The organism is Streptomyces sp. NPDC127119, assembly GCF_042677425.1.
GTDB lineage: Bacteria > Actinomycetota > Actinomycetes > Streptomycetales > Streptomycetaceae > Streptomyces.
The window spans coordinates 26,243-45,392 of sequence record NZ_JBHXTO010000075.1; the positions used below are offsets into that span (position 1 = coordinate 26,243).

At 72.7% G+C, this 19,150-nt stretch carries 16 protein-coding genes; 10 read left to right on the forward strand and 6 right to left on the reverse strand.

Annotation, left to right across the window (positions count from 1 at the left end; all coding sequences use genetic code 11):
- Positions 1-20: 20 nt before the first annotated feature.
- Positions 21-1,634: an apolipoprotein N-acyltransferase gene (gene lnt, locus ACFVH5_RS27225; protein ID WP_385836379.1), complete on the reverse strand. Its 1,614-nt coding sequence runs from the start codon at positions 1,632-1,634 to the stop codon at positions 21-23.
- A gap of 264 nt (positions 1,635-1,898) precedes the next feature.
- Between lnt and ACFVH5_RS27230 the strand changes: the two genes are divergently transcribed.
- On the forward strand, positions 1,899-2,924 hold the full coding sequence (locus ACFVH5_RS27230) for an O-antigen ligase family protein (RefSeq protein ID WP_385836380.1): 1,026 nt from the start codon (positions 1,899-1,901) through the stop codon (positions 2,922-2,924).
- 68 nt (positions 2,925-2,992) lie between these two features.
- On the opposite strand, the gene ACFVH5_RS27235 is transcribed toward ACFVH5_RS27230, so the two are convergent.
- On the reverse strand, positions 2,993-3,550 hold the full coding sequence (locus ACFVH5_RS27235; protein WP_384798906.1) for a hypothetical protein: 558 nt from the start codon (positions 3,548-3,550) through the stop codon (positions 2,993-2,995).
- A gap of 142 nt (positions 3,551-3,692) precedes the next feature.
- Positions 3,693-4,478 (reverse strand): glutamate racemase, encoded by a 786-nt coding sequence (locus tag ACFVH5_RS27240; protein ID WP_385836381.1) that lies wholly within the window; start codon positions 4,476-4,478, stop codon positions 3,693-3,695.
- A gap of 70 nt (positions 4,479-4,548) precedes the next feature.
- Between ACFVH5_RS27240 and ACFVH5_RS27245 the strand changes: the two genes are divergently transcribed.
- Positions 4,549-5,724, forward strand: a complete 1,176-nt coding sequence (locus tag ACFVH5_RS27245; protein ID WP_385836391.1) for a glycosyltransferase — start codon at positions 4,549-4,551, stop codon at positions 5,722-5,724.
- Positions 5,725-5,758: 34 nt separating this feature from the next.
- Here the strand turns inward: ACFVH5_RS27245 and ACFVH5_RS27250 are convergent, their stop codons facing one another.
- The gene (locus ACFVH5_RS27250; RefSeq protein ID WP_385836382.1) at positions 5,759-7,060 is read right to left on the reverse strand and encodes a TerD family protein; all 1,302 of its coding nucleotides are present in this window, start codon (positions 7,058-7,060) and stop codon (positions 5,759-5,761) included.
- A 293-nt stretch (positions 7,061-7,353) separates the two neighbouring features.
- On the opposite strand from ACFVH5_RS27250, the gene ACFVH5_RS27255 reads away from it, so the two are divergent.
- The 4 genes from ACFVH5_RS27255 to ACFVH5_RS27270 all read left to right on the forward strand — a co-directional run bounded on the left by ACFVH5_RS27255 (position 7,354) and on the right by ACFVH5_RS27270 (position 12,071).
- A complete protein-coding gene (locus ACFVH5_RS27255; protein WP_385836383.1) occupies positions 7,354-7,818 on the forward strand; it encodes a DUF6643 family protein in 465 nt (154 codons plus the stop codon).
- Between the two features lie 46 nt (positions 7,819-7,864).
- The gene (locus ACFVH5_RS27260; RefSeq protein WP_385836384.1) at positions 7,865-8,689 is read left to right on the forward strand and encodes an MOSC domain-containing protein; all 825 of its coding nucleotides are present in this window, start codon (positions 7,865-7,867) and stop codon (positions 8,687-8,689) included.
- A 161-nt stretch (positions 8,690-8,850) separates the two neighbouring features.
- On the forward strand, positions 8,851-9,456 hold the full coding sequence (locus tag ACFVH5_RS27265; protein WP_385836385.1) for a hypothetical protein: 606 nt from the start codon (positions 8,851-8,853) through the stop codon (positions 9,454-9,456).
- Between the two features lie 179 nt (positions 9,457-9,635).
- Complete coding sequence (locus tag ACFVH5_RS27270) at positions 9,636-12,071, forward strand: right-handed parallel beta-helix repeat-containing protein (protein WP_385836386.1); 2,436 nt, start codon at positions 9,636-9,638, stop codon at positions 12,069-12,071.
- Between the two features lie 39 nt (positions 12,072-12,110).
- Here ACFVH5_RS27270 and ACFVH5_RS27275 read toward each other — a convergent pair whose 3' ends face one another.
- Complete coding sequence (locus ACFVH5_RS27275; protein ID WP_385836387.1) at positions 12,111-14,501, reverse strand: hypothetical protein; 2,391 nt, start codon at positions 14,499-14,501, stop codon at positions 12,111-12,113.
- A 289-nt stretch (positions 14,502-14,790) separates the two neighbouring features.
- Between ACFVH5_RS27275 and ACFVH5_RS27280 the strand changes: the two genes are divergently transcribed.
- Both ACFVH5_RS27280 and ACFVH5_RS27285 read left to right on the forward strand, forming a co-directional pair.
- The gene (locus tag ACFVH5_RS27280) at positions 14,791-15,633 is read left to right on the forward strand and encodes a DeoR/GlpR family DNA-binding transcription regulator (protein WP_384798929.1); all 843 of its coding nucleotides are present in this window, start codon (positions 14,791-14,793) and stop codon (positions 15,631-15,633) included.
- A gap of 168 nt (positions 15,634-15,801) precedes the next feature.
- Positions 15,802-16,287 (forward strand): SRPBCC family protein, encoded by a 486-nt coding sequence (locus tag ACFVH5_RS27285; protein WP_385836388.1) that lies wholly within the window; start codon positions 15,802-15,804, stop codon positions 16,285-16,287.
- 75 nt (positions 16,288-16,362) lie between these two features.
- On the opposite strand, the gene ACFVH5_RS27290 is transcribed toward ACFVH5_RS27285, so the two are convergent.
- Complete coding sequence (locus ACFVH5_RS27290; protein ID WP_385836389.1) at positions 16,363-17,496, reverse strand: PLP-dependent cysteine synthase family protein; 1,134 nt, start codon at positions 17,494-17,496, stop codon at positions 16,363-16,365.
- Positions 17,497-17,972: 476 nt separating this feature from the next.
- Between ACFVH5_RS27290 and ACFVH5_RS27295 the strand changes: the two genes are divergently transcribed.
- Positions 17,973-18,296 carry a hypothetical protein gene (locus ACFVH5_RS27295; protein WP_107019186.1) on the forward strand — a complete coding sequence of 108 codons (324 nt, stop codon included), beginning with the start codon at positions 17,973-17,975 and terminating at the stop codon, positions 18,294-18,296.
- A 217-nt stretch (positions 18,297-18,513) separates the two neighbouring features.
- Positions 18,514-19,071 (forward strand): ATP-binding protein, encoded by a 558-nt coding sequence (locus ACFVH5_RS27300; protein WP_385836390.1) that lies wholly within the window; start codon positions 18,514-18,516, stop codon positions 19,069-19,071.
- The last annotated feature ends 79 nt before the right edge of the window (positions 19,072-19,150 follow it).

Consider the following 19,150-nt stretch of genomic DNA (forward strand, 5'->3'; position numbering starts at 1 on the left):
ACCCTAACGGGCCGGTCGCGTCACCCTGCCGCGTTCCGTCGTCCACGCGCGGCCGACGTGACCGCCCAGCCGAGTCCGCCCGCGGCGATCAGGACCAGCAGCATCTCGGGTGCGATGCCGAAGCGGGTGGCGGGGGTCTCGGAGGACCGCAGCGGCACCTTCTGCACGAGGGAGTCGGCCACGAACATGCCGGTGCGCTGGGTGATCCTCCCGTCCGGCATGATCATGGCGCTGACGCCGCTGGTCACCGGGACGGTGACGGTCCGGCTGTGCTCGACGGCCCGGACGCGGGACATGGCGAGCTGCTGGTACGTCATCTCGCTGCGGTCGAACGTGGCGTTGTTGCTCGGTACGGAGATGATCTGGGCGCCGTGGGTGACGGTGTCGCGCACGGCCCAGTCGAAGGCGGCCTCGTAACAGGTCGCGAGGCCGACCTGGGTGCCCGCCATGGTGAACACGCCCGGCTTGTCGCCCCGGCTGAAGTCCTGGCGGACCATCGACGTCCAGTTCTCGTTGATGGCGCCGAGGAGCGAGCGCATCGGGAGGTACTCGCCGAACGGCTGGACCTGTCGCTTGTCGTAGGTGGCGCCGGGGCCCTTCACCGGGTCCCACAGGATCTGCTCGTTGTAGAGCTTGCCGCTCTTCTCCACGACACCGCCGACCGAGATGGGCGCGCCGATGGCCCTGGCCGCCTTGTCGATCACGGCGTAGGCGTCGGGGTTGCGGAAGGGGTCGATGTCGGAGGAGTTCTCCGGCCACAGCACGAAGTCGGGCTGGGCCACCTTGCCCGCCTTGACCCGCGCGGCCAGCCGCTCGGTCTCGCGTGCGTGGTGGTCGAGGACGGCGCGGCGCTGGGAGTTGAAGTCGAGTCCCGCGCGCGGGACGTTGCCCTGGATGACGGCGACGGTCGCGGTGCCGTCCTCGGCGCTGTCACTGACCAGGGAGCGTGCGGCGAAGGCGCCCGCCACGGGAACGACGAGAGCGAGCAGGGCCACCGCGGCGGCCCCCCGGCGTACGACACGCGTGCGCCGCGCTTCGAGGCCCAGGCGGACGGTCTCGTACAGGCCGAAGCCGCACAGGACGACCGCGAACCCGAGCACGGGGGTGCCGCCCACGGCCGCGAGCGGCAGGAAGACGCCGTCGGCCTGACCGAAGGCGATCTTGCCCCAGGGGAAGCCGCCGAACGGCACACGCGCGCGTGCCGCCTCACCGGCGATCCACAGGGCAGCCGCCCACAAGGGCCGGCCGGGCAGCTTCGACACGGCCGCGATGCCGGCGCCGACGAGCGCGACGTACACCGCCTCGATGACGACGAGCGCCAGCCACGGTCCGGGGCCGACCTCGACGCCGGTCCAGACGAGCAGCGGCAGCAGGAAGCCGAGGCCGAAGAGGTAGCCGAGGCCGAGGGCCGCCTTCCAGGTGCGGCCGTGCAGGCACCAGGCGAGGATCGCGAAGGCCGGCAGGGCCAGCCACCACAGGGTGCGCGGCGGGAAACTGACGTACAGCAGCACTCCGGAGAGTGCCGCGGCGGCGGCCGGAAGCAGCCGTCGCGCCAGGCGAGCCATGCGCGAAACGGGCCGGTCCTGCGGGTCGAGCTGTTCCGGCTCGTCTACGGGGGTCGCTGTGGCGGTCACGCGGGGAGTCTACGGCGCGTGACCACGGCGCCGACAGCGCGGCCCCCGGCTCCCGGCCGGGCGCCCGCCGGGTACGCACGGGGTACGCACGAGGCACTGACCGGGCGTTTACCCCTCACTTGCCGCATCGTTTCTGCGCAACTCGTCCACAAACCGGCGCATCACCCGTTACGGTGTGCCGGAGCCTTCGACGTACGGGCCGTTTCCGGCCGGGCGCTCGGGGCCCGTCACAGGTCGGGGGGCGTCGGGGTGGGGTCCACGGGGATGACTTCGGCGACCGGTCCGGCGTCGGCGCACGACAGACGCAGCGCTTCGGACGCGACGGGTGTCGTCGTGCTCGGAGCGTGCGCCGCCTGGTCCCTGATCACCGCCGCGGTGCACGGCGGGCGGCCCGAGGGGGTCCTGCTCGCGGTGCTCGCCGTGGCCGCCGGCTACGCGGTGGGGCGGATCTGCGGCGAGCTGCTGCCGGTCGCCGTGCCCGGCGCGGGCGCGTTCGCCGGACTCGGGCTCGCCGTGGCCGCCCCGCACATCAATCCGGGCAGCCAGGCGACCTCACCGCTCGGCCAGACCGGCGCGACCGCCGCGCTGCTCACCCTCTCCGCGGGGGCCGCGTGCTGTGCGGCCTGGGCGGCCCGCCCGCCGGGGCTGCGGCTCGCCCTGCGGCTGCTGGCCGCCGGTATCGCGGTCACCGCGGCCGTCCTGGGGTCGACGTCGGGCTTCGTCACCTGTCTGGGAGTGCTGCTCTGCTCGCTCGCCGCCGACCGTATGCGCCGCCGTGCCGTGGGGCTCGGGGGTCTCGCGCTCGCCGTGGCCCTGGTGACCGGCGCGACCTGGGCGGCGGCCGAAGACGTACTGCCGGACGGTCTGACCTCGTCCCTGGAGGGGCAGCTCACCCAGCACCGCGTCCTGCTGTGGCACGACGCGCTCGACCTGGCGGCCGGGGAACCCGGACTGGGCATCGGTCCCGGACGCTTCGCGGAGCTGAGTCCGACCGTCACGGAGTCGCTGCCGCCCGACGGCAAACCCCACTCGGCGCCGTTCCAGCAGGCCGCCGAACAGGGGGTTCTGGGCGTGGTGCTGCTCGCCGCGGTGTTCGGCTGGGTCCTGTACGCCCTGTGGAGGTCACCGCGCGCCACCCCGGTCGTCCTCACCGCGGGCGCCGCCCTGGCGGCGCTGGCCGTGATCGCCGCGGTGGGCAACGCCCTGAGCTTCACGACGGTCACGGCGGGCGCGGGCCTGCTCGCGGGCCTGGCCACGGCGCGCCCCGCGCCGACCGTCCCTGCGGAGTAGCCGGCGCAGCCGCGCGAAAGAGCGCTTCCGGAGGGGACCGTTACGACGGCGTCAGTGGTACGGCGGTGTCAGTGGGTGCGGCCCATGGCGGCGATCCGCAGTCGGTCGCGGATGACCCGTACGGCCGCCTCCGCGTTGTCCACCGTGATGGTGAACGTGTGCCCGTCGCCCAGGAGGAGCACCAGCCCCTCACCCCGTCGGACGACCACGGCGGTGCCCTGGTCGGGCCGCCAGCGGTAGCCCCAGCCGCCCCACTGGCGCGGGGTGACCCGGGGCGCGAAGTCGGCGCCGGTGATGTGCGACAGCGGGATGCGGCGGCGCGGGACACCCATGTGGCCGCAGCGCACTTCGAGGCACTCCTTGTCGACCTTCACCGCCACATGCACGAACGCCAGCGTCCCGAAGAGGACGAGAAGCCCTGCCGCGATACAGCCGACCACGGACATGGCGAGGGCGGCGATGCCCGACGTCCATGTCGAATCGACGGCCAGCTGGATGCCCAGTGCCAGGCAGGCGGCGCCGATGCTCGCGAGCAGCCACTGCATTCGGTTGGACGCGCGACCGTGCCAGACCTCGGTATGCGGGGCGTCGGCAGCGCCCTGTTCGCCGTGGGGGTGGTCCGTCATGCCAATGAGCGTACTCACGTTCCGCAGAGAGGGCACCTGATCGCGGACGGTGACTGTCGCGCGTGGAGGCGAAGCCTCCGCCGGGCGGGCGCCGCCGCGCGCCCGGGCCGCCGCGCGGGTCGATGGCGGGCCCGGTGGCGGGTCAGCGCGCGGGGCTGACCGCCTGGAGCAGCCGGCCCTCGTCGTACGTCAGCGCGGTGGCGGGCAGTACGCCCTCCCGGCCGCCGAGCAGCACCGTGAGCGTGCCCTGGTCGGGTGCCTGCGGGGCCGCCGCCTCGCCGGTGCGGCGCAGTGCCTGGGCGGCCACGGCGCCGGCCGAGCCGTGCAGGACGAGCGGTGCCGTGCCGGGCCGCTGCACGGCCGCGCGGATCCGCTCGGCGACCAGTTCGTAATGGGTGCAGCCCAGGACGACGGTCGTCACATCGTCGGGCGTACGCGCCGCGGCCGCCGCGATCGCGGCGTCGATGGCCGGCTGGTCGGCGCGCTCGACGGCGTCCGCGAGGCCGGGGCAGGGCACCTCGGTGACGCTCGCCCCGTCGGCGAACTCGCGGATGAGACCGCGCTGGTAGGGGCTGCCGGTGGTGGCGGGCGTGGCCCAGATGGCGAAGGGTCCGCCGCCCGCGGCGGCCGGCTTGATCGCGGGGACCGTGCCGATGACGGGAATCCCCGGCTCCAGGCGGGCCCGCAGGGCGGGCAGGGCGTGCACGGACGCGGTGTTGCAGGCGACGATCAGGGCGTCGGGCCGGTGCGCGGCGGCGGCCTCCGCGACGGCGAGGGCGCGCGCGGTCACGTCCTCGGGCGTCCGGGGCCCCCATGGCATGCTGCCGGGGTCCGAGGAGAGAACGAGCTCCGCGTCGGGGCGCAGTCGACGTACCGCGGCGGCCGCCGCGAGCAGTCCGATTCCGGAGTCCATGAGCGCGATCTTCACCCGGTCACCATAGTCGATACGGCTCAACGGGCCTCAGTGGTGGGGCAGACTGCGGCGGGTGAGCGCCCTCATGTGGACCGCTGTCGGATCGCTGGCCGCCTGGCTGTGGCTGCTGCTCGGCCAGGGCTTCTTCTGGCGTACGGACCTGCGGCTGCCGCCGCGCGGGGAGCCGGACGACTGGCCGTCCGTGTGTGTCGTCGTACCGGCGCGCGACGAGGCCGCCGTCCTGTCCGAGAGTCTGCCCTCGCTCCTCGCGCAGGAGTATCCGGGGCGGGCCGAGATCTTCCTCGTCGACGACGGCAGTTCGGACGGCACCGGGGACCTTGCCCGTGAGCTGGGGCGGCGGCACGGCGGGCTGCCGCTGACCGTCGGCTCGCCCGGGGAGCCGCCCGCCGGCTGGACCGGCAAGCTCTGGGCCGTACGGCACGGCATGGGCCTGGCACGCGCGCGTGGGCCCGAATATCTGCTGCTCACGGACGCGGACATCGCCCATGCGCCGGCCAGTCTGCGGGAGTTGGTGGCCTCGGCCGTGACCGGGGACTTCGATCTCGTCTCCCAGATGGCCCGGCTGCGCGTGGAGAGCGTCTGGGAGCGGCTCGTGGTGCCCGCGTTCGTGTACTTCTTCGCGCAGCTGTATCCGTTCCGGTGGATCGCGCAAAAGGGCTCGCGGACCGCTGCCGCCGCGGGCGGCTGTGTCCTGCTGCGGGCCGGCGCCGCCGAGCGGGCCCGCATCCCGGACGCCGTCCGGCAGGCCGTCATCGACGACGTGGCGATGGCGAGGGCCGTGAAGGGCTCCGGAGGGCACATCTGGCTCGGGCTCGCGGAGCGCGTGGACAGCGTGCGTCCCTATCCGCGGCTGCACGATCTGTGGCGGATGGTCTCACGCAGCGCGTACGCCCAGCTGCGGCACAGCCCGCTGCTGCTCGCCGGCACCGTGGCGGGTCTCGCCGTGGTGTATCTGGTGCCGCCGGTGGCGCTCGTCGTGGGTCTCGTGACCGGCGCCCACCCCGTGGCGGCGGCGGGCGGGCTGGCGTGGCTGCTGATGACGGCGACGTATCTGCCGATGCTGCGGTACTACCGGCAGCCTCTCGCGCTCGCCCCTCTGCTGCCGTTCACGGCCCTGATGTACCTCTTCATGACGGTGGATTCCGCGGTGCAGCACTACAGGGGGCGCGGCGCGGCCTGGAAGGGCCGCACCTACGCCCGTCCCGACGCGGCACCAGACGCGGCACCCGAGCAGCAGTGAAAGCCTTTGCGGGACAGGGGCGCGGCCGGTCGGTTCACTTCCTGCCCGGGGTCCAGTTCATGCCCCAGCCGTAGGCGTAGTCCACGGTGCGCTGCGGGCTGACGCCCCGGTCGGGGACGAGGAAGCGCGCCTCGCGCTGGACCACGAGGTCGGTGCCGGTGTTCGTGATGAGGGCGAGCGCGCACACCGTGGAGGGCACGGTGCACTCGCCGAGCGAGAAGTCGACGGGTGCGCCGTGCAGCGGCTGGAGGGTCACCGAGGCGTCCAGGTCGGCGAAGGAACGCGCCCCTTCGTAGATGGTCACGAAGATGAGGATGCGGCGGAAGTCCCGGATGTGGTCGAGGTTGACGCTGATGTTCTCGCCGCTCGACGACGCGCCGGTCCGGTCGTCGCCGTCGAGGTGGATGAACGGGGGCTGGTGCAGCGCTCCGAACGCGTTGCCCAGCGCCTGGACGACGCCCTTGCTCCCGTCGGAGAGTTCGTAGAGGGCGCACAGGTCGAGGTCGAGGTCCGCGTGCATGGCGATCGCCCGGCCCAGCTTGGCCTGCCATCCCGAGAACTGCTTGCGCACCGTCCAGTTGAGGTTCACGCGCATCACACCCGAGGTGCCGCCCTGCTTGGTCAGCGAGACGGACGGGGCGTCCTTGGTGAGCGTGACCTTGGTCAGGCGGACGGGGGCCGCGGGCGGGGCGGGGGGTGCCAGAGGGGCGGGCGGCGGGGTCGTCGGCCGGGGGGCCGTGACGGGCGGGGCGACGGGGGCCTGGGGCGGAGTGGCCCTGACCGGCGGGGCGACGGGAGCGGGCGGCGCCGGCTGCTGCGGCTCGTCGACGGTGATCCCGAAGTCGGTGGCCAGCCCCATGAGTCCGCTGTCGTAGCCCTGTCCGACGGCACGGAACTTCCAGGCGCCCTGTCTGCGGTAGAACTCGCCGAGCACGAAGGCGGTCTCGACACTCGCGCCCTCGCTGTCGAAGCGCGCGACCTCGGTGCCCTGCTGCGCGTCGAGGACCCGGATGTAGAGCCCGGGGACCTGGCCGAACGTGCCGCCGTCGGAGGAGGCGGCGAGGACCACCGCCTCGATTCCGGGCTCCACGCGCGTGAGGTCGACGAACAGCGTGTCGTTCACCTGGCCGCCGGCGTTGCGCTTGCCCTCGTGGCGCACCGCGCCGGAGGAGTGCGCCGGCTGGTTGTAGAACACGAAGTCCTGGTCGGAGCGGACCTTCCCGGACGCCAGCAGGAGGGCCGAGGCGTCCGCGTCGGGCACTCCGGGACCCGTCCGCCAGCCCAGCTCGACGCGCAGCCCCGTCGTCGGCACCGGAACGTTCGATCCTTTAGGCATTGACATGTCCGCCCCCATCGGGTGTCTCCGCGACGACCGCGACTCGGTACGTTCGCCCGTTCTGCGCCAACCTAATCCCCCGAGCCGCGAACGCCCATGACCGGGCCCGGAAGATCGGCGGCCGACCCGTCGGTAACCCCTCCGGAACTCGGCCTTTACACGATCCTGGCAGTCTCCGCTGCCCTTTTTCGCCAAGTTCGCTCACATTGGGGGTCCCGCGTCACTGCCGACACGGAAAACAACCCTCTTATCGGTCTCCCCAACCGGCAGATCGTGGGCTTAACTTATGTCCCATGACCTCCCCCCGCTCCACCTATGGCGGCGGTTACTACTCCGCCTCCTTCCCGGACACCCCGATCTACGACTCCCTCGTGGCCGAGCGGGGTACCCCGCAGATCGCCCCGATCCGGGTTCCCGCGGCGTACGACACGGGCAACAACCTGCCCGCGCTCCCGTCGGCGCTGCCCGCTCTGCCCGCCGCGCCTTCCCCACAGGCGCCCCAGTACGGCTACCCCCAGGCCCAGCAACCGGCTCCGCTGCAGCAGGCCGCGGCTCCCTACATCCCGCAGCAGGGCGGCGCGCCGCGCGGCTACCCGGGCCCCCAGGCGCCGCAGCAGCCGCAGCGCCCGATGAACGGCGGCGGCACGGGCTACGAGGCGATGCGTCCGGCAGCGCCGCGTCCCGCTCCCGCGGCCCCGCGCCCCGCCCCGGCGCCGTACCAGGACCCGTACAACAACCAGCAGTACCGCGGCTACTGAGGGTGATGCGGCGGAGGTTGTCCGAGCCCTCCGGCAGGATGACCTCATGTCGAAGCCGGTACTGCACTCGATCCACGTCCACCCGCTGAAGGCGGCTGCGGGGTACGCCCCGCACGAGGTCGTCGTGGAGCCATGGGGTCCGGCGGGGGACCGGCGCTGGGTGCTGACCGACGACAGGAACAGGGTCATCACCCAACGCGCGTGGCCGCGGATGGCGTTGGTCCGTGTCGAAGCGCTGGCCGGCGGCGCGATCCTGGTGTCCGCGCCCGGCCATGAGCCACTGACCGTCCCCGTGCCCGGACCGGGCGGCACCACGACGGTGGAGATCTGGAACGACAAGGTGGAGGGGGTCCCCGCCGGGGTCGCGGCGGACGCCTGGTTCAGCGGCTTCCTCGGTATCGGTGTGCGGCTCGTGCATCTCGACGACCCGGCCACCCGCAGACCCGTCGACCCGCGGTTCGCGCGGCCGGGCGAGACGGTCAGTTTCGCGGACGGCTACCCCCTGCTCGTCACCACGCTGGCCTCGCTCGACGCCCTGAACACCCTGATCGCGCAGGGCGACCGGCCCGAAGAGGGTCCGCTCCCCATGAACCGCTTCCGGCCGAACATCGTGGTCGGGGGCACCGCTGCCTGGGCCGAGGACGGCTGGTCCCGGATCGCCGTCGGCGAGGTCGTCCTCCGCGTCGCCAAGATGTGCGGACGCTGTGTCGTGACCACCACCGACCAGACGACGGCCGAGCGCGGCAGGGAGCCGCTGCGCACCCTCGCCAGGCACCGCCGTTTCGGCGACAAGCTGGTCTTCGGGCAGAATCTCGTACCGGAGTCGCCCGGTTCGGTCCGGGTGGGCGATCCGGTGCGGATCCTCGAATAGGCCTTCGTCCGGGGAACACCCGCGCCGGGCACAGCCGTTGAGTCCGTGTGAGAAGTTCATGAGAGGCCGGCAGGAGAGGTGGTGTGCCTCTCTCTTGTCCGGCCGCGCGCGTGAACGGCTCCGAGGGGGGTTATCACGGACGCGGAGGGGGGTGCGGAGCGGTGCGGGCAATCCGGGGAATCTGGCGCTGGCGGCACAACCCGCTTCGGCGTACGACAGATCTGTTCGAGGCGTGGCTGGCGTTGGGGGCACTTGTGCTGATCCTCGTCGCCGCGCCCCTGGTCGGTGTGCTGGTCGGCGGGATCGCCGGGGACGCCCTCCAGCGAGCCGTGCGGGAGCAGCGGGAGAACCACCATCCGGTGGTCGCGACCGTGATCAGGAGCTCAGACCGCACTCCGCTGGATCCCGACCCCGAGACGGCCTCGGGACGTGACTCCCACAGCCGGGTGCTGGCCCGCTGGACCGCGCCGGACGGCACCGCGCGCCGGGGCACGGCCATGGCGGACCTCAAGACCCCCGAGCGCGGCGACCACTTCACGGTGTGGACGGACGGACAGGGCCGAATAGTGGGCCGGCCACTGGACACCGCGACCGCCGCGACTCACGCCGTCCTCGCCGGTTTCGGCACGGCCGCCGCCAGCGCGGGCCTCGTCGAGGGCACCCGGCGTCTGCTGGTCTGGCGCATGGTGCGGCGCAGGTACGACCGCTGGGACCAGGCGTGGTCCCAGGCGGGGCCGGACTGGGGCAGGACGGGCACGGGCAGCTGACCACCTCCGCACTTCCGGTCAACCGCGCGGCCCCGCGCACGCTACGGTGGACCGGCCGAGGTGTTCGGCACCGTCATGAGAGGCTGTTTCCCGTTCCCCGTGAGCCGAGTTGACGGCCAGGCGCTGGGAACACGGCTTCTCAGGACCCGCGTACGACAAGGTGGGGGCACAGCAGCGCCATGGCACAGGGCACGGTCCAGGTGACGCACACCGGCACGTCGCGGTGGCGGCGCCGCACAGGTGAGTACGCATCGCTCGCCGCCGCCCTGGAGGCCGCGGCCGACGGTGACGTGCTCACCGTCGCCGCCGGGACCTACCGGGAGAACCTCGTCATAGAGCGGGCGGTGACGCTGCGCGGCCCCGAGGGCTCGGCCGGTTCCGTGCGCATCGCGCCCGTCGACGGCGTGCCTCTGACCGTGCGTGCCTCCGCCGTGGTCCAGGACCTGCTCGTGGAGGGCCAGGACTCGGCCGCGCCCGCGCTGCTCGTCGAGGAGGGCACGCCGGAGCTCATGGACATCCGGATCGTCACCCGGTCCGCGGCCGGTATCGAGGTGCGCGGCGGCGCGCGCCCGACGGTGCGGCGCTGCACGGTGGACAATCCGGCGGGCGTCGGCATCTCCGTGCTCGACGGCGGGGGCGGGGTCTTCGAGGAGTGCGAGGTCGTGGCCGCCGGCCAGTCGGGCGTCTCGGTGCGCGGCGGGGCCCATCCGCGGCTGGAGCGCTGCCGGGTGCACCACACGGCGGGCGCGGGCCTGTCGGTGACCGGCGAGCAGTCCGCCCTCGAAGCGGTGGGCTGCGAGGTCTACGAGGTCAGGGGCAGCGGCGTACAGATCTCCGCGCGGGCCACGGCGCATCTCACGGACTGCGATGTGCACCGCACGACCTCGGACGGTGTCACGCTCGACACGGACGCCGTGCTGACGCTCGCCGACTGCCGTATCCACGACATCCCGGAGAACGCGGTCGACCTGCGCTCCCGCTCGGTCCTGACCATGACGCGGTCCACCGTGCGCCAGTTCGGGCGCAACGGCCTGTCGGTCTGGGATCCGGGCACGCGCGTGGACGCCAACCAGTGCGAGATCCACGACAGTACGGGCGACTACCCCGCGGTGTGGGTCAGCGACGGCGCGACCGTCGTCCTCGAATCGTGCCGGGTGCACGACGTGCCGGACGCCCTGTTCGTGCTCGACCGCGGCTCGCGCGCGGACGTCGTCGACAGTGACATCACCCAGGTCCGCAACACGGCCGTGTCGGTGAGCGACGGCGCCACCGCGCAGCTCGACGACTGCCGCATCCGGGACGCGGCGACGGGTGCCTGGTTCCGTGACCACGGCAGCGGCGGGACGCTCTCCGCCTGCACGATCGACGGCACGCAGACGGGCGTGATCGTCACCAAGGGCGCCGATCCCACGATCGAGCGGTGCACGGTCACCTCGCCCGCGGAGGCGGGTTTCTACGTGTCGGCCGGCGGTCGCGGCAGCTTCCACGGCTGCCGGGTGACGGGCAGCGGCGGGTACGGCTTCCACGTGATAGACGGCTGCCGCGCCACCCTCAAGAAGTGCCGTACGGAGCGCTGCGCGCGCGGTGGTTACGAGTTCGCGGACGCCGGGGGCGACCAGGCGGCCGGCACCGGGCCGCTGGTCGAGGACTGCACGAGCGATGAGAGCGCCCACGCGCGGACCCCGGCCCCGGAACCCGCCGTACAGACCGCGGGGCAGTCCTCGGGCCTGCTGGGGGTCATCCCGGGCCAGCGTGTCACCGAGCAGGAGCCGCTGATCGCCGCCACGGAGCCCGAGCAGCCCGCGCGCACCTCGGAGGCCGTGCTCGGCGAACTGGACCTGCTGGTGGGCCTCGACAGCGTCAAGCGCGAGGTGCGAGCGCTCACCGACATGATCGAAGTGGGCCGCCGGCGCCAGCAGGCGGGCCTCAAGGCCGCCTCAGCCCGGCGCCACCTCGTCTTCACCGGCTCCCCCGGCACCGGCAAGACGACGGTCGCCCGCCTGTACGGCGAGATCCTGGCCTCCCTCGGTGTCCTGGAGAAGGGGCATCTCGTCGAGGTGTCCCGCGTCGACCTGGTCGGCGAGCACATCGGTTCCACGGCGATCCGTACGCAGGAGGCGTTCGACAAGGCGCGCGGCGGTGTCCTGTTCATCGACGAGGCGTACGCGCTGTCGCCGGAGGACTCGGGACGCGACTTCGGCCGCGAGGCGATCGACACCCTGGTGAAGCTCATGGAGGACCACCGGGAGGCCGTGGTGGTGATCGTCGCGGGCTACACGGCCGAGATGGAGCGCTTCCTTTCGGTCAACCCCGGTGTGGCGTCCCGTTTCTCACGGACCATCACCTTCAACGACTACGGCTCCGAGGAACTGCTGCGGATCGTGGAGCAGCAGGCGGACGAGCACGAGTACCGGCTGGCGCCGGGCGCCGACCAGGCGCTGCTCACGTACTTCTCGGCGATCCCGAAGGGGCCCGCGTTCGGCAACGGCCGTACCGCGCGGCAGACCTTCGAGGCGATGGTGGAGCGGCACGCGGGGCGGGTCGCCCAGCTCGCCGAGACGAGCACGGACGACCTCACCCTGCTGTACGCGGAGGACCTGCCGGAACTCCCCTGAGCCCCGGCCGGGAGTCCCCCTGGCCCCGACCGCCGGCCCTTAGACCGGCGTCGGTTCCGCCCGGGGGCCGCCCTGCGGTTCCTCGGGCTCCGTGCCCGGTCGCGGGGCCGGGACGTCCGGCCTGAGGCGGGCCAGGAGTTTCTCCCGCTCCTCGGCGAAGACGGGGTCCGCCTGGTAGTCCGAGTGTCCGAGGATCGGCGCGGGCAGCGGGTGCTTCTCCGACCGGCAGTACGCGAGCGGGTCCTCCAGTGCTTCACGGTCGACCTCGGGACCGCAGTCGCCGGGCAGCCGCATGGGGCCGCCGATGGGGTCGGTGACCCGGTACAGATTGCGCCAGCAGTCGACGTCCCGGTGCAGTCCGCTGAGCGCCTCGGGCCCGAAGTGCGCCGGGAACCAGCGCCCGTAGAGCCGCTCCAGCGGTGAGCCGTAGGTCAGCAGCGCGACCCGATTGCGCACCGACGGTTCGAGCTGCCAGGCCGCGGCGGCCGCGAGGACACTGCCCTGGGAGTGGCCGGAGAGGACGAGACGGCCGCCGGTGGCGCGGGTCCAGCCGGCGATGCGCCAGGTCAGGTCGGGGACGGCACGCTCGGCGTAGCAAGGGGGCGCGAAGGGGTGTGCCGCGCGCGGCCAGAACGTGCCGACGTCCCACAGGATGCCGATGGTCCGGCGGGCGGTCTGGTCCTTGTAGGCGCGGCGGCCCCAGGTGACGAACAGTATGAAGCCGACACCGATCAGCCAGGAGCCCAGTGCCTGCGCGGTCTCGGCCGCGCCCTGCACGACGGGGTAGGTGCCGCTCGCCGCCTCGCCCGGGGCGTCTTCGGTGATCAGGGCGCCCGCGACGGCCAGGCCGCCCAGGACCAGCGTCACGACGGAGGTGATGCCGATGATGCGGGGGGCCCGGTCGGTGAGGGAGGCCATCGCCCGGATGCTCGCGATGCGGCGGGTGGTGGCCTCGTCCTTGGGCTCGTCCTCGTAGGCGAGTTCGACCGCGGCCGTCTCGGTGCGGCGCAGCACCACCGTGCGCCGCGCCAGCCAGCCGACTAGGACCAGCAGGACCAGCAGCAGGGGCGGGATGACGGACGCCTGCCAGGTCAGCAGCACGGGCGGTCCCGCGATCGTGTGGCCGGTGCCGTCCAGCCAGTCGGCGACGCGCTGGGAGACTCCGCCGGACATCACCCCGCCCAGTGCGCAGGCCAGCATCGCGACGGCGGGCCCCGCCAGGCCCCGCATCGCGGTGCGGGGATCGGGCCGGCCCCGGTGGAGGACGTGGGCCACGACCCCGAGGACGATCACGAGCAGACACTCGACCAGCGCGATGGTGCCGAAGGCGGCGCCGCCCCCGGACAGCCGGTGGTCCGAACTCCACCCGGGGCGCGACCAGCCCGCGTAGACGAACGTGAGGACGAGCAGGGCGAGCGAGCCGAGGGGCAGCCGGCGCACCAGGGCCGCGTCGAGCCGCCGGTCGAGCCGGTGCTCGCTGCGGCCCCGGCTGCAGACGACCCACAGCACGAAGACCGCCCCCAGCACGAACGCCCCGTTCAGCAGCCACCCCAGTACGTCCAGGGCGGCAGGACCGCCGGCCTCGCGGTCGTGGCGGGCCGCGGCGACGCCGACCGCCGCGGCGATCGTCAGCAGCCCCGCGGCGGTGTGCGCGACCCGCAGCCGGGCGACCAGCCGGCGTCCGTACCAGAAGCCGGGGCGGCCGAGCCCTGCCCTGCTGCCCTCCTCCTCCGGCTCGCTCTCGCGCGGCCTCGGCTGCTGGGACTCGTACGCGCTCCAGGTGCGGTGCGAGAGGTACCAGAGGAGACCCGTGAGAGCGGCGGGCACCAGGGAGGCGAGGACGAGACGGCGGCCGGGCTGGCTCCACCAGCCGCCGTCGGAGACCGCCGGGGACAGGAAGCCGAGCCAGGAGTGTTCCCGGGCGCAGTCGGGCGTCCCCGCGCACTGCCAGGCGGCCAGGTCGAGGGCGACCTCGCAGGCCGCGGCGACCAGCAGCACCGTGAGGGTCAGACCGGCCAGGCGCACCAGCAGGCCGTAGAGGCGGACCGCGGGCGTGCGGTTGTCGCTCACCGTGGGCCGCATCCAGTGGGCGAGGTTGACCACCATGAACGGCAGGAGCAGCAGCCACAGCGCCCGGGAGCCGTTGCCCGAGGTGAGGTTGCACCAGACGTACGCCTCGGGAATCGGTTTGCCCTGGTGCTCCGCGGGCCGGCGTGTCGCGTTCGTCTCGGCCTCGACGTCGTCGGCGCGGCGGAAGACCGCGGCCGTGTCGTCGCCGGTGATCCGGACCGTGCGCGGATCGTTCAGCATTTCCTGGGGCGTCGTGCCGCCGACGCCGTGGACCAGGAGTTCGAGCGCGGTGTCGGACGCCTGCTGCGGCCCGGAACCGTTCGCCTCGTTCGTCGGGGCGTACCCCTGTAGACGCTCCACTGTTGTGTCCCCCGTGATGCCCGTACGACATGTGTCATGTCCAGATACAAGGATCTCCTCCGCTGACGCTCCGCGCACCACTCGTCACGGAATCTCCCCGATCCGTGTGACAGCGCCGGACAGGAGGTGGCAGCGTGACGTGTGCGTGCCGCCACAGGCAGTGGCGCGACCTGCGGCGGCCCGTGCGAGGATGGGGCGTCCCGCGGGTCCACAGGTGAGGGGAACGTCCTTGTCGCAGGGGGTACGGGGCCATGTCGAGCGGGTCGAGGCGAAGGGAACCGGAGCGGACGTGAGCGAGAATCAGAACCTGCTCGCGGAGCAGCGGCGCGCTCTGATCCTGGACGAGGTCCGGCGGCGCGGTGGCGTCCGCGTGAACGAACTGACCAGGAAACTCGGCGTGTCCGACATGACGGTCCGTCGCGACCTGGACGCACTCGCCCGGCAGGGCGTGGTGGAGAAGGTGCACGGCGGCGCCGTCCCGGTGGTCGAGGCGAGCACGCACGAGCCGGGCTTCGAGGCCAAGTCGGGGCTGGAGCTGACGGCCAAGGAGGACATCGCGCGGGCGGCGGCCTCGCTGGTGGCCCCGGGCACGGCGATCGCGCTGTCCGGCGGCACGACGACGTACGCGCTCGCCCATCAGCTTCTCGACGTGCCGGACCTGACGGTGGTGACCAACTCGGTGCGGGTGGCCGACGTCTTCCACTCGGCGCAGCGCACGTCGGGGCAGCGGCAGGGCGCGGCGACGGTCGTCCTGACCGGCGGGGTGCGCACGCCGTCGGACTCGCTGGTGGGTCCCGTCGCGGACCAGGCGATCGAGGCCCTCCACTTCGACGTGCTCTTCCTCGGGGTGCACGGCATATCAGTGGAGGCGGGGCTGTCCACGCCGAACCTCGCGGAGGCCGAGACGAACCGGCGCCTCGTGCAGTCGGCGCGGCGTGTCGTCGTGGTCGCTGACCACACCAAGTGGGGCACGGTGGGGCTGAGTTCGTTCGCCGCGCTGGAACAGATCGACACACTGGTGACGGACGACGGGCTGCCCGCCGAGGCGCGCACGGAGATCTCCGAGCATCTGCGGCGCCTGGTGGTGGCGGGCGAACCGGAGGCCGAGGACGAGGACGCGCCGGACGCCTGAGTGTCCGCCGGGGCGTCCAGACACGTCCCGGGGTGTCCATGGGCGCCCATGAGCGGTACAGACATCCGACGTGCCGACGGTTATGGTGACCCTCCCCCGTCAACTGCCGTGGTGCGGGGCCGCGTTCAGGACTCGCTCCCGACTCGTTCCCGCGAGGAGGTCGTACGCATGGTTCGTCGACTGCGCCCCGTGGAGCGCGACTTCACCGAGACCGCTCCCGTGCGACTGGTGTTCGCGCGAGCGGTGACCTCGTCCCCCGAGGCGGTCTACCGCGCGCTGGCCGAGGACGTCGAAGGCTGGCCGGAGTGGTTCTCCGCCGTCTCGTCGGCACACCCGTCCGACGACGGCTCCGGACGGCGCATCCGCCTCAGGGGCGGCACGCGCTTCGAGGAGACGATCCTCGCGGCCGAGCCGCACGAGGTGTACGCGTACCGCGTCGACGTGACGAACGCGCCCGGCGTGCGCGCCCTCGTCGAGGAGTGGCGGCTCACGCCGGACGGCCCTTCCGGTACGCGGGTTCAGTGGACCGTGGCCGCCGACGGCACGGCGGCGTTCCGCCTGATGACGAAGGTGAGCCGGGCCGGTCTCGGCCGGACGTTCCGCGACGCGGTGCGCAAGCTGGACCGGCGGATCGGCTCACCGCACGCGCGCTGACGGCCACCGCCCCGGAGCCGTACCACCCCCCAGAGCCGTACCACCCGGGAGCCGCGCCACCCGGGAACGGGTCGCTCAGGCGGGCCAGATCCCCGTGGCCAGCAGTGCGTCGATCGTGGCCGCGTAGGGCGCGATGTCCAGGCCCTGACCGGCCAGCCAGTCGTCCGAGTAGTACTTGTCCAGATAGCGGTCCCCGGGGTCGCACAGCAGCGTGACCACGCTCCCGGTCCGGCCCGCCGCCGCCATCTCCGCCACGATCTTCAGCGAACTCCACAGACCCGTGCCGGTCGAACCGCCCGCCTTGCGCCCGATGGCCTGTTCCAGCGCCCGCACGGCCGCCACGCTCGCCGCGTCCGGCACCTTCATCATCCGGTCGACGGCCCCGGGTACGAAGCTCGGTTCCATCCGCGGCCGGCCGATGCCCTCGATCCGCGAACCGCAGTCGGTGGTGACCTCCGCGTCACCCGTGGTCCAGCCCTCGAAGAAACAGGAGTTCTCCGGATCGGCCACACAGATACGGGTGTTGAACTGCATGTAGTGCACATAGCGCGCGATGGTCGCCGAGGTGCCGCCGGTCCCCGCGGTGGCCACGATCCACGCGGGCTCGGGGTAGCGCTCCAACTCCAGCTGGCGGTAGATCGATTCGGCGATGTTGTTGTTGCCGCGCCAGTCCGTGGCCCGTTCCGCGTACGTGAACTGGTCCATGAAGTGCCCGCCGGTCTGCGCCGCGAGGGCCGCCGACTCCGCGTACATCGTGCGCGGGTCGTCGACGAAGTGGCACCGGCCGCCGTGGAACTCGATCAGACGGCACTTCTCCGGGCTCGTGGTGCGGGGCATCACGGCGATGAACGGCACCCCGATCAGCTTGGCGAAGTACGCCTCCGAGACGGCCGTGGAGCCGCTCGACGCCTCGATGACGGGGCGGCCGTGCCGGATCCAGCCGTTGCACAGCCCGTACAGGAAGAGCGAGCGGGCCAGTCGGTGCTTGAGACTGCCGGTGGGGTGGGTGGACTCGTCCTTGAGATACAGGTCGATGCCCCAGCGCTCCGGCAGCGGGAAGCGCAGCAGATGGGTGTCGGCCGATCTGTTCGCGTCGGCCTGGACCTTCCGTACGGCTTCTTTGAGCCAGTTCCGGTACTCCGCGTCGCTGTGATCGACATCGAGCGTGGCCGTGGGCTCATGGGGGCGGGCCTGCTGCGGGGTGGTCACGGCGGGGCTCCTTCGGGTGGCTGCCGACGTCGGATCGCACGGTCGGACGCCTCGATCATAGGCACCTTGCGCACGCTTCTCACCTGCATAAACACTCCTTTGAGAACCCCAAAGGGACTCCTGTGGCGAGCGGCCGTCAAGGGGGTGGGGGGCGCATTCACGCGAGTGCGCCACAGGGCATGTGCCACGCCGTGATGCGCACTGGTGCTCGACGCCCCGCGCGGGCAGACTGCACGCACAGGACGCCGGTCCCGGCGGGACGCACAATGGAACGGGACCCGCGCCGTAGGCACGACGAGTTCGCCCCGTCCGCACGACGGGCGCGACCTGTACGCACGACGGGCGCACCCCGGACGTACGACGGGCGCGACCCGCGGTTCGCGACGGGGCACGACCCGTACGGCACGACATGCACGACATGCAGGCACGACGGGGCACGACGGGGCACGACCGAAGCGCACAAGGGGGTGGGGCACATGGCGGAGCCGGAGTTCACAGCCACAGGCGTGCGGATCGGGAAGCGGCTGCGTTCGCTCACCCGGGCCGGGCAGGTCCGGATCAGCGACGGCAGGCTGGAGTTGCTCACCAGCTACGGCAGTGAGATCGACAGCGCGCCCGTGCAGGCGGTCCGTGCGTCCAAGCCCTGGTTCGCCCAGGCGGACCGGGCGCTGGCGGACGTCAACGGCACCCGCTATCTGCTCACCCTCGGCGACCACGATCCGGCCCCCGGAGAGCCCGGTCCGCCGGCGGCCCGCCGGTTCATCGAGGCCGTGCGCAATGCGGCGGGGCGCGTGCGCTGAGCGCCGCGCAGGGGGCCGTTCGTCCGGCCGCCGAGATCACCGCGAGTTGCGGGAGCGCGCCTCCTGAGCCACTCTGTTGTCACGTCACTCTGGGTTTACCGGCGATAACGCTGCGAACCAGCCCGCCGGCCACCGACAGCAGGCGGTCGGCGCGCGCAGGCAGCCCGCTGGATCCGCACTCGTCTTCTTCCGGACCTCAATTCGGGGAGTCGCAGCCGTGATCAGCCAGCCAAGCAAACATTGCACGGTCGAGCTCAACGCTCTGCCGTCGCGGATCGGCCAGGTCCGCAGAATCGTATCTGCGCAGTTGCGCTACTGGCGTCTGGATCCCTTGATAGACCGGGCCGCGCTCGGCGTGACCGAGCTGCTGACCAATGTCCATCTGCACGCCCGGCCCGACAAGTTGTGCACCGTCGAGATCGAGCTGCTGCTCGACCGGCTCACCGTCTCCGTGCACGACCGCGACCCGCGCCTTCCCGAGGTGCGGGACGCCACCTCCCTCGCGACCTGCGGACGTGGCCTTTCGATGGTCGCCGCGGTGAGTGAGAGCTGGGGTGTGCGGCCGGACGGTGAGTCGGGGAAGGTCGTGTGGTTCACCCTCACGGCTCCGTCCCCTTCGGCCACGCTGCCCGTGCGACCGCCGTACTCCGCTGTCGCGGGGGCGGGTGGGGTCGAGGTCGGGGTCGGGTTCGTGGAGGTGGAGCATGCCGGGGAGGGGCTGGCGCCGGTTTCCGGGGGTGGACACGCTCCCGCCCGGTCGGCCGTTGCCGGCTGACCGGGCGGTGACAGTTGCTTCGCGGTGGGGGTGGGGGGGGTGGTTTCGGTGTGGTTTTCGCCCCCGCCGCCCCTACCCG

Excerpts from the sequence above, each read along its gene's own strand:
- ACFVH5_RS27270 (WP_385836386.1), top strand. The coding sequence starts at position 9,636 with ATGGCACAGGGCACGGTCCAGGTGACGCACACCGGCACGTCGCGGTGG.
- ACFVH5_RS27285 (WP_385836388.1), top strand. The coding sequence starts at position 15,802 with ATGGTTCGTCGACTGCGCCCCGTGGAGCGCGACTTCACCGAGACCGCT.
- ACFVH5_RS27260 (WP_385836384.1), top strand. The coding sequence starts at position 7,865 with ATGTCGAAGCCGGTACTGCACTCGATCCACGTCCACCCGCTGAAGGCG.
- ACFVH5_RS27250 (WP_385836382.1), bottom strand. The coding sequence starts at position 7,060 with ATGCCTAAAGGATCGAACGTTCCGGTGCCGACGACGGGGCTGCGCGTC.
- ACFVH5_RS27255 (WP_385836383.1), top strand. The coding sequence starts at position 7,354 with ATGACCTCCCCCCGCTCCACCTATGGCGGCGGTTACTACTCCGCCTCC.
- ACFVH5_RS27235 (WP_384798906.1), bottom strand. The coding sequence starts at position 3,550 with ATGACGGACCACCCCCACGGCGAACAGGGCGCTGCCGACGCCCCGCAT.
- ACFVH5_RS27295 (WP_107019186.1), top strand. The coding sequence starts at position 17,973 with ATGGCGGAGCCGGAGTTCACAGCCACAGGCGTGCGGATCGGGAAGCGG.
- ACFVH5_RS27245 (WP_385836391.1), top strand. The coding sequence starts at position 4,549 with ATGTGGACCGCTGTCGGATCGCTGGCCGCCTGGCTGTGGCTGCTGCTC.
- ACFVH5_RS27230 (WP_385836380.1), top strand. The coding sequence starts at position 1,899 with ATGACTTCGGCGACCGGTCCGGCGTCGGCGCACGACAGACGCAGCGCT.